This is a genomic window from Nocardia sp. GCM10030253, assembly GCF_042675075.1.
GTDB lineage: Bacteria > Actinomycetota > Actinomycetes > Mycobacteriales > Mycobacteriaceae > Nocardia.
In genome coordinates this window covers 218774-232832 of record NZ_JBHTDL010000006.1, presented here as the reverse complement: position 1 = coordinate 232832, position 14059 = coordinate 218774, and the positions used below count along the sequence as shown (strand labels likewise).

Sequence of the window (14059 nt, the reverse complement as noted above, 5' to 3'; positions counted from 1 at the left end):
GAATTACTGCGGGGTGAGTACGAAGACCGGGATCTGGCGGTCGGTCTTCGTCTGGTAGTTCGCGTAGTCCGGCCAGACCGCGACCGCTCGTTCCCACCACTGAGCCTTCTCGTCACCGAAGACCTCGCGCGCGACATAGTCCTTGGTCTCGGTGCCGTCGCGCAGTTCGACGTGCGGCTCGGCCTTGATGTTGAAGTACCAGACCGGGTGCTTCGGTGCGCCGCCCAGCGAGGCGACGACCGCGTATTCGCCGTCGTGTTCGACCCGCATCAGCGGGGTCTTGCGCAGCAAGCCGGTCTTGGCGCCCCGCGTGGTGAGCAGGATTACCGGCTTGCCCTGTAGTGAGGTGCCCGTGGTGCCGCCGGAGTTCTCGTACTGTTCGGCTTGCTTGCGGGCCCAGTCGGATGTGCTCGGTGCATAGTCTCCTGTGAGTGGCATAACTTCGGCAACGCGGCAGCATTCCTCGGTGTTCCCGTCCAAATGTTCGGTGGACCGAACTTCGTTATCCGTATATCCTGACCAGATGGCAATGGTTCACCCCTCCACCGTCGACATCGCGGGTACCGCGTGGCCGACGTACAAGCTCGAGGCACTCGCCGCCGGGCTGGTGACCTGCCTGATCCTGGCTGTGATCACCGGCTCACTGCAGGTCGCGGTGCTGGTCGCGGCGGCAGTGGCAGGCGCCCGCTGGATATTCGGGCAAGCCGGTCAGCGCCGGGCGACATCAGCGCGCCGAACGAACCGGGTCCTCTCCGCGCACTGACTGTGCCGATCAGTGCCAATTGATCGAGTCGATGGCGCGCTCTGCCGTGCAGCGACCGAGTCGATGGTGCGATCAGTCGGTCATGTCAGCGGCCATGCCGGGTGATCTGCATTGCCGGGGATCTGCCGTGTCGAGTGATCGGCCCGGCGACGTCATCGGTCGATCAGGCGATCAGGCCGCCTCCCGATTCCTCCAGCGCTTCCGCTCGGCCGCTGTCAGTCGGCGTCGAGAGGTAGATCGGCGAGCTCGCCTCGCGACAGCACGCCCAGCTTCGGATACGCCTTGTACAGGTGGTGTCCTACCGTCCGCGGACTGAGGAACAACTGTGCCGCGATATCCCGGTTGGACATCCCCTGCGCCGCCAGCCGCACGATCTGCAGTTCCTGTGGCGTCAGCCGGGCCAGCACCCCGTTCGCCGGACGCGCCGCGGTGCCGACGCCGAGCGCGGCGAGTTCGGCGCGGGCTCGCTCGGCCCATGGTGCGGCGCCGAGTCGTTCGAAGATTTCCAGCGCGGGCTGCAGCTGGATGCGTGCGTCGACCTTGCGGCGGTTACGACGCAGCCATTCGCCGTACAGCAGCTGGGTGCGGGCCCGCTCGAAAGGCCGACCGCCGAGGGTGAGCGCGGCCTGAAAGTGGTCCTCGGCCTGTGTGTCCGGCGCGAGCAGCGCCTGGCAGCGGCGGGCCAGCGCGGCGATCCAGTCCTGTCGCGCGCCCGCGGCCCACGACCGTAGCCTTTCCATGGCATCGCCTGCTCGCTCCGGGCTGCCGAGCCGCACCGCGGCCTCGATCACATCGGGTAATGCGTGCATGCCTGCGACATGATGGCGGGCTGGTTCGACGGTCAGCAGCTCCAGCCGGGACAGCGCGGTGTCGACCTTGCCCTGGCCGAGCTCGAGCAGGCCGAGCGCCGAATTCGTCCATGGCGCACCGGGTGCCGCGGCGCCGCCGAGCTCCTCGGCCACTGCGCGTTCGACCAGCGCCCGGCAATCCTGCTCACGTCCTTCGAGCGCGGCGAGATAGGCGAGGTAGCTGCAGAGCTGGCTGATCCAGTGGTCCTGCCCGATGTCCTCGGCGATCCGCAGTCCCTCGGTCGCGGCGATCCGGCCCTCCCTCGGTCTGCCGAGGAATACCTCGGCCTCGGCGCGGAAGAACAGCAGTGTCGGCAGCAGGGCGATGCGGCCCTGGTCGCGGCATTCGGCGATGAGGGTCTGCGCCAGCTCCGCGACCTGCTCGTCCTGGCCGACGACGAGGCCTGCGCCGCACATCTGCACCAGATCGCGCGGACTGTCGGCGCCGTTGCGCCGCGCCGTGGCCGCCGTCGCGCGCAGGTCGACGGTGAATCGGCCGTCGATGGCGGCGACGGTGTAGCGGGCGATCGGCGTCATCGGATCGGACTCGGGCAGCCGCAGCGCGGTCAGGCGTGCGGCGACATCCGCGAGTTCGGGTGCGCCGAGGTACCACGCCGTGTGCACCGCCTGCGACAAAATGCGGGCCGCGTGCACCGGCGCGCCGTCGCGCACCAGTTCCGAGCCCGCCAGCAGCAGCTGGTGCGCCGAAAGTGGTTTGCCCGCACCGAATTCCGCGGTCGCCCGCACCAGATCCAACCTGGCGTCGAGCATCGGGTCGCTGTTCTGGCCGGCCGCGCGTTCGGCGAGGGTGCGGGCGCGGTCCAATTGTCCTGCCTCGCTTGCGGTTTCGGCCGCCAGAACGAGGCGGCGGACGCGTGCCTTCGTATCGGTGCTCAATCCGGCCGCGCGCTCGTAGGCGGTGACGGCGCCGGAGAAGCCGCTGCGCTGTCGCGCACGGTCGGCGGTGTCCTCCAGCGCGGCGGCTGTCGTTTCGTCGGGACCCGTTGCCGCGGCCGCCAAATGCCAGGCGCGTAGGTCCGCATCCGCGGGGTCGGTCAACGCCTCGGCGAGCGCGCCGTGCACGGCGAGGCGCTGCGCGAGCGGTGCGCCCTGGTAGACCGCCGAACGCAGCAGCGGATGGCGGAAGCCGAGCGTCCGGCCGTTGCTGTGCATCAGACCGGTGTCCTCGGCGGGTTGCAGATCCGACAGTTGTGGGCCGAGAGCCGCCGCAGCCCGCAACACGGTGCCGAGATCATCGGTGCCCGCCGCGGCGGCGACGAGCAGCAGCGTCCGTGTCGGTGTGGGCAGCCTGCTGACCTGGCCGTGGAAGGCCACCTGCAAGCGCTGGGTCAACGGTAAGGGGTTGGGCCCCGCGCTCGCCGAACCCGACCCGGTGGCCTCGACGGCCAACACGGCGGGCAATTCCAGCAGCGCGAGCGGGTTGCCCGCCGCCTCGGTCAACAGTCGATAGCGCAGGGTGGGAGCAAGATCCGCGGTGTGGCTGTCCACCAGCGCCGCCGCCGCGTCCTGCCGCAGCCCGGTCACAGTCAGCTCCGGTAGCCCCGGCGCGGGGAAATCGTCATCCGCCGGGCGGGTGGCGAAGATGATGACGACGCCCTCGGCATCCAGCCGTCGGGCCGCGAACAACAGCGTTTCGGCCGTCGCGCGATCCAGCCAGTGCGCGTCATCGACCAGACACAGCAGCGGCCCCTCGGCAGCTTCCTCGGCCAGCAGCGACAACACCGCGAGACCGATCAGCATCCGGTCGGCCGGATTGTGCTCGGTCAGACCGAAAGCGCCGCGCAGCGCATCGCGCTGCGGGCCGGGCAGTGTGTCCACCAGCTCGATTCCCGGCCGCACCAAGAGATGGAGCGCGGCGAAGGGCAGCTCCGCCTCCGACTCGATTCCGGCACTGCGCACCGTCGGAATGCCCTGGGCCGCCGCATAGTCCAGCAGCGCGGTCTTCCCGATTCCCGGCTCGCCGCGGACCACGAGAGCGCCGCTGCGCCCCTCCCTGGCTCCTTGCAGAAGCCGGTCGATGAGCGTTTGTTCGGCTTCGCGTCCATGGAGCATCTGCTCACCGTAGCCGTCGACTGGACAGTCGCTCAGCGGCGCACGAGTACCCCCGGGAAAACCGGCTCACCCAGTGCCTCGCCCGCAGGTAACGTCGGGCTATGGCACATGAAGACATGACCGATCAGGGACCGTCCTTCCACGCTGATCAGGTCGATTCCGGACAGATCGACACACTTGTCGCCATTCTCGATGTCCAGGCGCAACTACCCGGTATTCAGCGGATGCGGCACTGGGCGCACGAGGCGCTCGCGGTCACGGCGGGTGAGCGCGCACTCGACATCGGATCGGGCACCGGTTCGGAGGCCATGGCGTTCGCCGAACGGGTCGGCGCGGACGGCGAGGCTGTCGGGATCGACCCGAATCCCGCCATGGTCGCCATCGCCGAGCGCCGCGCCGCGGCAGCCGGGTCGACGGCGCGGTACGTCGATGGCTCGGTCTACGAATTGCCGTTTCCCGACGGCCACTTCGATGCGATCCGCTGTGAGCGGGTGTACCAGCACCTCGACGACCCCGCCGCCGCGACCGCCGAGATCGCCAGGGCGCTGCGCCCCGGCGGCCGGGTGCTGCTCATCGACAGCGACTGGCACACCTCGATCACTCATCCCGGTGATCCGGCGGTCGTGCGGGCCATATCGGAGACGCTGCTGGCGAATACACCCAATCCGGCGTCCGGCCGTCGCCTGCGCGGTCTGCTGGTCGCCGCGGGTTTCGAGATCGACGACATGGGCTCGGAGGCGGTGATCTGGGACCCGGGATCGGCGCTGCCGCTCTACGACGAGATGACCGAGCGAGCTGTCGCGGCCGGAGCGGTCACCGCCGAACAACATGACCAGTTCCGCGCCGACCTGAACGCGGGCATCGCCGTGGGCGACTATCACCTGTCGGTGACCATGTTCGCGGTGCTGGCGCACAAGCGGTAGACGCTGGGAAACGACACGCATCTCGAGCCGTGTCCTAGCCCGTTGTTATAGCGGCGCGCTACTAGAATTCCCGTCATGCGGTCGAACGTGACAAAGGTAGCTCTGGTGCTCGCCGGAGTGTGTCTCGCTGCTCTTTCGTCGGTGGCCTCGGCGCCACACGCCGAAGCCGACACCGTCACCCTGCCAGCGCACGAGAAGACCTACGCGTCGCCGCTGGGCGGCAACCTGATGGTGGGCAGCAGGGATGAGACGGTCACCCGCATCGCCCCGTTGAACATGGTGGCCACCACCAGGGAGGCCCTGGTCAGCACCGTTGCCTACGGCAGGATCGACGAGGCGGGGGGCAAACTGCGGGTGGGGTATCACGTCGGTTGCGCGGTGTCTGTCGGTGCGGGCACTTTCGGCGCCGAACCCGACATCATCGTCACGATAGACCCGGACGAAACCGAGGACTTACCGCCCGTGATCCTCAACCCCAACCCAATTGTGGCCTTGAATCTGGAGCCCGGCGATGTCGCGGAGGTCTCGATGACCGAGAAGGAAATGATTCCGGGAAGGCTTATTCAGACGGTGGTTCGGGACTTCCATATCAAGGTCAATACCTGCACCGGTCCGGTCAACATCCGGCAATTCACCTATGTGTTTGCCACCTCACCCGAGGTCGACGACATGGGCGCGGTGTTCGGCGACCCTACCTGGTTGTGAGACCTCCCCCGAAGAAGCCCCGGTACGCCGGGGCTTTTCTGGTTTTCATGGCCTTCCCCCATGGACACGCCGGGTATTCATCTACTGAAATGCATTGTTTTCATTAACATCTCGTGTCCGAACCCCGATGATTCGAGTAGTCCAGTACGCAGGTTTCACACGGGGATGCGGCGGGAGAATTCGCTCATGAAACGCTTGGTAGTTTGTTGCGACGGCACCTGGAAAGCCGAATCGAGCAGCACGGTATCCAACATCATCAAGATCGCTCAGACCATCAGCTTCTCGGCTCCGGGACCGACCGGAGAGCCGATTCAGCAGTGGGTGAGCTACGTGTCGGGGCCGGGTGCGCGCGGGTTCCTCACCGACCGGCTGATGGGCGGTGCGTTCGGGCTCGGGCTGGAGGCGAACCTGTCGTCGGCGTATTGGCATCTCGCGTTGAACTGGGAGCCGGGCGACGAGATCTACATCTTCGGCTTCAGCCGCGGTGCCTTCACCGCGCGCAGCCTGGCCGGACTGATCGGCCGTATCGGGATCATGACGCCGGAGGCGATGATCGACGGTCAATATCCGCGGGCGCTGCGCATTCATCGGCAGGTCGCACCGAAGCGAACGGCGGACAACCCGGATCCGCCGGAGCCGCAGGAGTGGATCGACTTCCGTAGCGAATACTGCAGGCACCCCGCCAAGGTCGACTTCCTCGGTGTGTTCGACACCGTCGGCGCGCTCGGCGTGCCGGGACTGACCTCCGTGCTGCACAAGTTCCACGATGTGAAGCTCTCGTCCAATGTGCATTGCGCGCGCCAGGCCCTGGCGATCGACGAGCGGCGCCGCAATTTCGAACCGTGCCTCTGGGAGGTGCCGATCGAACCGAACGTCAAGTACCGCAAGCACTTCGAGCGGGTGAAGCAGGTCTGGTTCGAGGGTGTGCACAGCGATATCGGCGGCGGCTACGCCGAGTGCGGCCTGTCCGACCTCACCCTGCAGTGGATGGTGACCGAGGCCGAATCGGTCGGCCTCGTCTTCGATCGGGTACGGCTGGAAGGCCTGTCGAAGCGCTGCCAGGCTGAGGGCGCCGAGCACCTGGTGCTGCACAAGTCCCTCGGCATCGGCTATCGCATCCTGAATGTGCTTCGGACGCTGCGCAATCCACGCAACCGGCGCTTCCATTGGGATTCGTGGCGGCGGCTGGCCACGCCGATCGACCAGGGTGTCCGGATAGCCTCCAGCACCCAGGACGAGTCGGAGTACCGACCCGCGAATTTGCGGCGCTGGCGCGAGGAGTTCGGCGGGATGTTCCCGGAGGACCTGATCGAGAAGACCGGCGCGGTGACCACCCTGTTAGCGGACGAGCAGGGCGACGGGTAAGCGGGCGAAGAGCTTCTCCAGTCGGGCCCGACCCTGGAAGGTGTGGCCGGTCAACCGGTCGGTCCAGCTGCCCTGTGGTAGTTCCAAGGTGGTATCGCCCCACCCGGTTTCGGCAAGGCCGATGCTGTGCCGGGTGGCGGCGACGATCACCTCGGGCGCCTCGCCCGCCCGGCCACGGGCATAGCTCACCAGCCTGCTTGCGTGGTCGCCGGTGGCGAACAGCGGCAGATAAGTGCCGCCGACGAAGCAGTCCGGCCGCTCCCTGCGCAGCCACAGTGCGTACGCGACGATCCACATCTTCGCCGCCCCGTTGGTGTTCAAGGCTGGTGTGCCGGTGAGTGATTGCAGCAGCCCGGCGCGTGCCGCGAAGTCCACCGGACGCCGGTTGTCCGGGTCCACCAGGGAGTCCTCCCACAGCTCACAGCCCTGATAGATGTCCGGGATGCCGGGACCGCACAGCTGGAGCAGCTTCTGCGACAGCGAATCCGACCAGGCGTGCGGGGCGAGCTCGTGCACCAGATCACCGATTTCGGAGCCGACCGGTCCGTCGATCACCGCATCCAGCCAGCCGTGCACCGACGCCTCGAACTCGGCATCCGGTTCCTCCCATGAGGTGTGCACACCCGCCTCACGAATCGACTTCTCCGCGAACCGATGCAGCCGCTCGCGCAGGCCGGACACCGAGGAGGCGGGGCGGCCGTCCGCTGGCCACACGCCGAACATGTTCTGCAGCAGGAACAGCGTCGTCGCGCCGTCGGGGCCCGGCGTGGTCTCCTCCCAGGACTCGACCGACCGCGCCCAGGTCTCGGCGACCTGGGACAGCACCCCGATCCGCGCGCGCACGTCCTCACCGCGCTTGGTGTCATGGGTGGACAGCGTGGTCATGGTCGCGGGCCAGCGCTGCGCGCGTTCACTGTTGGACAGGTGGAACTCGTTGAGCGAGTGGCCGAATCGGGCTGGGTTGCCGCCCACCTCTTGCAACGAGACCAGCCGGGCCGCCTGATAGAACATGGTGTCTTCGACGGCCTTGGCGGTCAGCGCACCACAGACCTGACTGAAACGCACGGTGGCCTCGCCTTCCAAGGCCAAAGCGGACACCAGGACGTTCAGCGGCGCGGTGAGTTCGGTGTTGCGCTTCTCCACTTCGGCGATCACCGCGCCGGTCATGCCGGCAAGCGGCGCGTAGTCGACGCGGTACACCGGCATGAACGCCAGCACCTCGATGGTGGCGTTGGTCAGCGCCATGGTGTCGAAACTTTCGGCCCGCGCGTCGCGTTTGACGGCGGCGACCAGGCGCCGAACCTCCGGGGCCAGAATGCTTTCCGCCACCGCGCGTTTGATCCGGTGTTCGGTCTCACCGATCCAGGCCCGATCGCTGCCGTGCCCGGCGATGTGCCTGGACAGTTCGGTGAGCGCGGGCTCGCCTTCCGGGTCGATCAACACGCCGCCGATATCGGCGAGCGCGTCGTAGCCGGTGGTGCCGTCGATCGGCAGCGTCGCATCCAACGGCTCGCGGTTGGCAAGGATCTTCTCCACCAGCAGCAGTCGCTGCGGTCCGATAAGCCTGCGCAGCTTCGTCAGATAGGCGGCGGGATAAGACAATCCGTCCGGATGGTCGACCCGGACGCCATCGATGAGATCGTGCTCGCACCAGGCGGCGAGCTCGCGGTGGGTGATCTCGAAGACCTCGGGGTCCTCCTGGCGCACCGAGGCCAGGCTGCTGACGGCGAAGAACCGGCGATAGGTGCACAGCCCGGCCTTCCAGCTCACCAGCCGATAATGCTGTTTGTCGTGGATGCGCAGCGCGTTGTCGCCGTCGGTGCCCGCCGCGATGGGGAAGCGCAGATCGTGCAGCGCCAGCATCGGTTCCGAACCGGACCGATCGACAGTCAGTGCCGCCGGGTCGTTTTCGCTCTGCAGCACCGGCAGTGCCAGCCGTCCGCCCGCGCCATTGGCCGGGCTCCAGTCGATGTCGAAGAAATGCGCGAACTTCGATTCGCGTCCGTTGCGCAGCACATCCCACCACCACGGGTTCTGCCGCGGGTCGGCGACACCGACGTGGTTGGGCACCAGGTCCACGATCAAACCCATGCCGCGGCTGCGCACTTCGTCGGAGAGCGCCTTGAGACCTGCCGGTCCGCCGAGCGCCGCCGACACGGTGGTGGGGTCGGTGACGTCGTAACCGTGCGTCGAACCCTGCGCCGCGGTCAGGATCGGTGACAGGTACAGATGCGAGATACCCAGCTGCTGTAGGTATTCCGCGATCGATCGGGCCTCGGTGAAGGTCAGTACATCGGGTCGCAGCTGGAGTCGGTAAGTGCTGCGAATCGTCGTCTGCCTGGCCGGTGGGCGGCCACGGACAATGGGATCGGTGAAGTGTGTCTGCGTCTCGGTCATGGGCGTTTCGGTCATGCGGTGCAGCGGAGGACGAGCAGGCACCGGGCGGGGAGGGTGACGGTCGCGGCCGCCGGGTAGATGGCTTCGGAGCGGCCGTCGGGTATCGAGCAGTCGAGTGCGACCGACCAGTCGAGGCCGTAATCGGTACCGGGCAGGGCGAAATCGAGGGCGGAATCGTGCGCGTTGAAGCACAGCAGAAACGAATCGTCGGTGATGTGCTCGCCACGCGGTCCGGGTTCGGGAATGCCGCGTCCGTTGAGATACACGGTCAGCGATTTGCCGAATCCGCTGTCCCAGTCCGCCGGTGTCATCTGCTCGCCGGCCGGTGTGAGCCAGGCGATGTCGCGGGCGTGCTCCTTGGACCGGATCGGCCTGCCTTTCAGGAAGCGCCTGCGCCGGAAGATGGGGTGCTCGGTGCGTAGTGCGATCACAGTGCGGGTGAAGTCGAGCAGGTCCGAATTCGTCTGCATCAGTGACCAGTCCATCCAGGCCAGCGGTGAGTCCTGGCAGTACACATTATTGTTCCCCCCTTGCGTCCGCCCCATTTCGTCGCCGTGCGAGAGCATCGGCGTGCCCTGGCTGAGCACCAGCGTGGCCAGCAGGTTGCGACTCTGCTTGGCGCGCAAAGCGAGGATATCCGGGTCGTCGGTGGGGCCCTCGACCCCGCAGTTCCAGGCGCGGTTCCAGCTCTCGCCGTCGCGGTTGTCCTCGCCGTTGGCCTCGTTGTGCTTCTCGTTGTAGGACACCAGGTCCCGCAGCGTGAATCCGTCGTGCGCGGTGATGAAGTTGATGCTGGCGCTCGGCCTGCGGCCGGTGTCCTCGTACAGGTCGGAGGAGCCGGTGAGCCGGGATGCGAACTCGCCGAGCGTCGCTGGCTCGCCGCGCCAGTAGTCGCGGACAGTGTCGCGGTATTTGCCGTTCCACTCGGTCCACAGGCCTGGGAAGTTGCCGACCTGGTAGCCGCCTTCGCCGACATCCCACGGCTCCGCGATCAGCTTCACCTGGCTGACCACCGGATCCTGTTGCACCAGATCGAAAAACGTGGACAGCCGGTCCACGTCGTGCAGTTCGCGGGCCAGTGTGGCCGCCAGGTCGAAGCGGAAGCCGTCGACGTGCATCTCCAGGATCCAGTAGCGCAGCGAGTCCATGATCAGCTGCAGCGTGTGCGGGTGGCGCACATTGAGGCTGTTGCCGGTGCCGGTGTAATCCATGTAGCGCGACGGGTCGTCGTCCATGAGGCGGTAGTAGGCGGCATTGTCGATACCGCGGAAGGCGAGGGTCGGTCCGAGGTGATTGCCCTCGCCGGTGTGGTTGTAGACGACGTCGAGGATCACCTCGATGCCCTCCGCGTGCAGGGCGCGCACCATCGCCTTGAACTCGGTGACCGCGGCGCCGCCGCGTGGGCTCGCGGCGTACTCGTTGTGCGGGGCCAGGTAGCCGAAGCTGTTGTAGCCCCAGTAGTTTCGAAGGCCCTGATCCAGCAGGACGCGGTCGTGCAGGAATTGGTGCACCGGCATCAGTTCGATAGCGGTGACGCCGAGACTCTTCAGATGTCCGACGATCGCCGGGTGCGCGATGCCCGCGTAGGTGCCGCGCAAATCCTCGGGGATGTCGGGGTGCGTCATCGTCATGCCCTTGACGTGTGCCTCGTAGAGCACCGTCTCGTGATAGGGCCGATTCGGCGCGCGGTCGGCGCCCCAGTCGAAGAACGGGTTGATCACCACACCGGTCATGGTGTGCCCCAGGGAATCCAGACCGTGGGTGTACAGCGACGGATCGTTGTCGAATTCACCGTCGAAGGCTTTGCCGTAGGGATCGAGCAGCAATTTGCTGGAATCGCAACGTAATCCGCGATCCGGGTCGTAGGGCCCGTGTACTCGAAAGCCGTAGCGTTGTCCTGGCCCGATGGTCGGTAGGTACGCGTGCCAGACGTAGGTGTCGACCTCGTCCAGCGTGATCCTGGTCTCGGTGCCGTCCCTGGCGATCAGGCACAGCTCGACCGCATCGGCGACCTCGGAGAACACCGAAAAATTGGTGCCTGCGCCGTCGTAGGTAGCGCCCAGAGGGTAGGCGGTGCCGGGCCAAACACCGAGTGGTGTCACGTCACCGGGCGCTGCGTCGGGCTGAGCCATGTCAACGACACTAGCGGCAGGCGGAGGGACGTCCGTGTGGGCGGTTACGGCCGGGCGCGTCAGTCCTGGTGGGAGCCTGTTTTCAACCAGCGCCGCCGATAACCCGCCCGTTCGGCGATGGCGGCGAGTCCACCGAAGACGGCGCGCTGGAGCCACGATGGGATGCCCGCCAGGTAGCCGTCCTGGTAATCCCACAGCAATGCCAGAGCAAGCGGGTCGCGTGGTACGCCGGAGCGGGTGGTCTTGCCCGCGGCATCTAGGTTGTGCCAGAGCGTGAACATCTGCCAATGCCGCAGCGGTGGACGGATTTCGTGGTCGAACTCGGTGTCGGCAGCCTCGCTCCAGAACTCGTGCACGGCGCGTGGCGGAGCCGTGATGGAGTCACCGGGGCCGAGAACAGTCTGCGCGCCATCGACGTTGAAGCGCAGCCGCCCCTGCCGGACCGTCCACGATTCGGTCAGCTCGGGATGCCAGTGCGGGCCCGCCTGCCGATCCGCCTTGGGCAGAAGATGTTTCAGCCGCAAGTACGGGCCGCGCTCGTCGAGGCCTTCAGCGACGAGGGTGACCCGATGTCCATTGCGGAAAGTGAGTGTCGGGGCGTCTTCCATGCTTCAATATATAAAGGTAACCTTTGTAATATGTCAACGGCCGACCCGAACGTCTCTTTGCTGAAACTGCTGAGCCAGGCCACCACGGCCTTCGAGCGTGAGCTCAACGTGGAATTGCGCGCTCGGCTCGACGATCAACTGCGCCCCGCGCATTACGCGGTGTTCCGCCACCTGGACCCGGCGGGTACGCGCATCACCGCGCTGGCGGAGGCCGCCGGAATGACGCAGCAGTCGATGGGGGAGTTGGTGACCCACTTGGAGCGCTGTGGATTGGTCGAACGGCAGGTCGACCCGATGGACCGCCGCGCACGGCTCGTCATAATGACCGACGCGGGTCGCACGGCGCTCGAGGTGGCCGCGGACCGGATCAAGAGCATCGAACGAACTCTCGCCGACGCCTTGGGTGCGCCGGCCTTGGCGGATCTGCGGCGCTACCTATCCAAGGCGCACCGGGCGCTAGCCGCAGAAACTCCGGACTGCCCAAGTCGCTGACCCGCGTCCGCCGGATCCTCCGAGTGGCACCATGCCGCGGCGATCGGCCCTGTGACCTGGCGGCCCGTGAGTCCCCGAGTGGTATATCGCTGCGCTGACCGACGCTCTGGTCCGGCGGCCTTCGGTTCGGCGAGTGGCGCATCGCTGCGCTGACCGACGCTCTGGTCCGGCGGCCTTCGGTTCGGCGAGTGGCGCATCGCTGCGCTGACCGACGCTCTGACCCTGCGGCCTCCGGTTCGGCGAGCGGCGCATCGCTGCGGCGATCGGCCACTCTGGCCCGGCGCCCTCCAATTCGACGAAGCGCACATAGCTGCGGCGGATTGCGAGAGGGGCACTCCGTGATGTGCCGCTCGGTCGCGAAGCGCTGCTTGCTTGGTTGTGCAGTGCATCTTGCTCGGGGCGGGTCGCGGATCGTGGTGCGTTCTAGGTGTCCGATTCGAGTGGGCGACGCCAGGTTTGGCCGACGAGGTCGTGGCCGAAGCTGTGGTGTGGGTTCGATTCCACCAGTTCGAAACCGGCGCGTTGGTAGATGTGTCTGGCGGAGGTGAGCACGTCGTTGGTCCACAGGACCATCTCGCGGTAGCCCGCCGCGGTCGCGAAGCGCAGGCATTCGTCGACGAGTGCCGAGCCGACGCCGAGGCCGCGGGTGGTCGGCTCGACCAGCAGTAGCCGCAGGCGTGCGGTGGTCTCGTTTTCCGTCATGCAGAACACACAGCCGACCGGCTCGCCGTCGTGCTCGGCGATCCAGGCGCGTTCCCGCTGTTCGTCGTGGTTGTCCAGATAGTCGGCGACGATGCGGGCGACGAGCGTCTCGTAGCTTGCGTCCCAACCGTATTCGGCCGCGTAGAGCGCGGCGTTGCGTTGGATCACCCAGCCGTAGTCGCCGGGCCTCGGTGCTCTGATGACAACCGATGGCGCGGCCGTCGTGTCCGCGGGCCGGTCCAGGATGTGCTGGATGGTCCGCATCGCCTCGACCAGTTGGGCACGGTCGGTGGGTGGATGCGCCGCGAGCAAGTCGCCTACCTCCTGGCCCGCACGCTCGTTCAACACCGCGAAGGTGGCGCGGCCGTGCTCGGTGAGCCGTACCTCCTGTCGCCGGGCATCGGTGCTGGAGCGGCTGGTCTCTATCAGGCCGCGGCTCTTGAACCGGGCCAGAATGCGGCTCAGATAGCCGGGATCCAGATCGAGGTCGCGCCGCAGCCGAACGACCTCGGTGGATCCGGTGGTGGCCAGCTCGAAGATGATTCGGGCTTCGGTCAGCGAGTATTCCGTGTCCAGTAGTCCGCCGCGCAGCACGCCGATCACCCGGGTGTATCGACGGTTGAACTCCCGAACAGCGGCGATCTCCTTCGCGTCGGTCGCGATCACGGCGGCTCCATTCTTTGACTGAGTCAAAGAATACGCCGAACGGAATCTGTGCACTGTCGAATCGGTGCTGTCGCTGGACTCGCAGACGATGTACCCGGCGGGCGGCGGCCGCCGGGTACATCCGACGGGCGGCGGCCGAGACGGTCCGGTCCGGCGCGTAGCGGGCCGAGCCGGTCGAACCCGCCGTGGGCTGTGCCGGTCGAACCCGCCGTGGGCTGTGCCGGTCGAACCCGCCGCGGGCTGTGCCGACGAGGCCGCCGCGCCGTGCTCGGCCAAGGACTGTCGAGCGCGAGTCGTGCTTACCCAGCTCGAGTGGTAACTTGAACACCGTTCAAGCCAGCCCCGGGGAGGCCGGGGCCGTCGCACGAGCGCGAGGATTCCTGTG

The 14059-nt window shown here is 67.0% G+C and carries 12 protein-coding genes; 6 read left to right on the top strand and 6 right to left on the bottom strand.

Features of this window, described 5'->3' with window-relative positions; translation table 11 throughout:
* Positions 1-3: 3 nt before the first annotated feature.
* Positions 4-438 (bottom strand): nitroreductase family deazaflavin-dependent oxidoreductase, encoded by a 435-nt coding sequence (locus ACFQZZ_RS13400; protein WP_378679051.1) that lies wholly within the window; start codon positions 436-438, stop codon positions 4-6.
* 85 nt (positions 439-523) lie between these two features.
* Between ACFQZZ_RS13400 and ACFQZZ_RS13395 the strand changes: the two genes are divergently transcribed.
* Positions 524-763, top strand: coding sequence for a hypothetical protein (locus tag ACFQZZ_RS13395; protein WP_378679048.1), 240 nt, complete (start codon positions 524-526; stop codon positions 761-763).
* Positions 764-978: 215 nt separating this feature from the next.
* Here ACFQZZ_RS13395 and ACFQZZ_RS13390 read toward each other — a convergent pair whose 3' ends face one another.
* Positions 979-3684: an AAA family ATPase gene (locus ACFQZZ_RS13390; RefSeq protein ID WP_378679045.1), complete on the bottom strand. Its 2706-nt coding sequence runs from the start codon at positions 3682-3684 to the stop codon at positions 979-981.
* A 101-nt stretch (positions 3685-3785) separates the two neighbouring features.
* Here ACFQZZ_RS13390 and ACFQZZ_RS13385 point away from each other — a divergent pair, with 101 nt between their 5' ends.
* The 3 genes from ACFQZZ_RS13385 to ACFQZZ_RS13375 all read left to right on the top strand — a co-directional run bounded on the left by ACFQZZ_RS13385 (position 3786) and on the right by ACFQZZ_RS13375 (position 6677).
* Positions 3786-4607: a methyltransferase domain-containing protein gene (locus tag ACFQZZ_RS13385; RefSeq protein ID WP_378679042.1), complete on the top strand. Its 822-nt coding sequence runs from the start codon at positions 3786-3788 to the stop codon at positions 4605-4607.
* 75 nt (positions 4608-4682) lie between these two features.
* Positions 4683-5312: an MspA family porin gene (locus tag ACFQZZ_RS13380; RefSeq protein ID WP_378679039.1), complete on the top strand. Its 630-nt coding sequence runs from the start codon at positions 4683-4685 to the stop codon at positions 5310-5312.
* Between the two features lie 186 nt (positions 5313-5498).
* Positions 5499-6677 (top strand): DUF2235 domain-containing protein, encoded by a 1179-nt coding sequence (locus ACFQZZ_RS13375; protein ID WP_378679036.1) that lies wholly within the window; start codon positions 5499-5501, stop codon positions 6675-6677.
* Here ACFQZZ_RS13375 and treY read toward each other — a convergent pair.
* Genes treY through ACFQZZ_RS13360 form a run of 3 tightly spaced genes read right to left on the bottom strand, consistent with a single transcriptional unit; the run spans position 6651 to position 11814 of the window.
* A complete protein-coding gene (gene treY / locus ACFQZZ_RS13370; protein ID WP_378679033.1) occupies positions 6651-9089 on the bottom strand; it encodes a malto-oligosyltrehalose synthase in 2439 nt (812 codons plus the stop codon). The two genes, ACFQZZ_RS13375 and treY, sit on opposite strands and share 27 nt — an antisense overlap.
* Positions 9086-11206 carry a glycogen debranching protein GlgX gene (gene glgX, locus ACFQZZ_RS13365; protein ID WP_378679031.1) on the bottom strand — a complete coding sequence of 707 codons (2121 nt, stop codon included), beginning with the start codon at positions 11204-11206 and terminating at the stop codon, positions 9086-9088. The genes treY and glgX overlap by 4 nt, the downstream gene beginning before the upstream one ends.
* Before the next feature lie 59 nt (positions 11207-11265).
* A complete protein-coding gene (locus ACFQZZ_RS13360; RefSeq protein WP_378679028.1) occupies positions 11266-11814 on the bottom strand; it encodes a cupin domain-containing protein in 549 nt (182 codons plus the stop codon).
* A gap of 30 nt (positions 11815-11844) precedes the next feature.
* Between ACFQZZ_RS13360 and ACFQZZ_RS13355 the strand changes: the two genes are divergently transcribed.
* On the top strand, positions 11845-12306 hold the full coding sequence (locus ACFQZZ_RS13355; RefSeq protein WP_378679025.1) for a MarR family winged helix-turn-helix transcriptional regulator: 462 nt from the start codon (positions 11845-11847) through the stop codon (positions 12304-12306).
* A gap of 423 nt (positions 12307-12729) precedes the next feature.
* On the opposite strand, the gene ACFQZZ_RS13350 is transcribed toward ACFQZZ_RS13355, so the two are convergent.
* A complete protein-coding gene (locus ACFQZZ_RS13350) occupies positions 12730-13674 on the bottom strand; it encodes a GNAT family N-acetyltransferase (protein WP_378679023.1) in 945 nt (314 codons plus the stop codon).
* Between the two features lie 64 nt (positions 13675-13738).
* Here ACFQZZ_RS13350 and ACFQZZ_RS13345 point away from each other — a divergent pair, with 64 nt between their 5' ends.
* Entirely contained in the window at positions 13739-13993 is a 255-nt protein-coding gene (locus ACFQZZ_RS13345; protein WP_378679020.1) for a hypothetical protein, read from the top strand.
* The last annotated feature ends 66 nt before the right edge of the window (positions 13994-14059 follow it).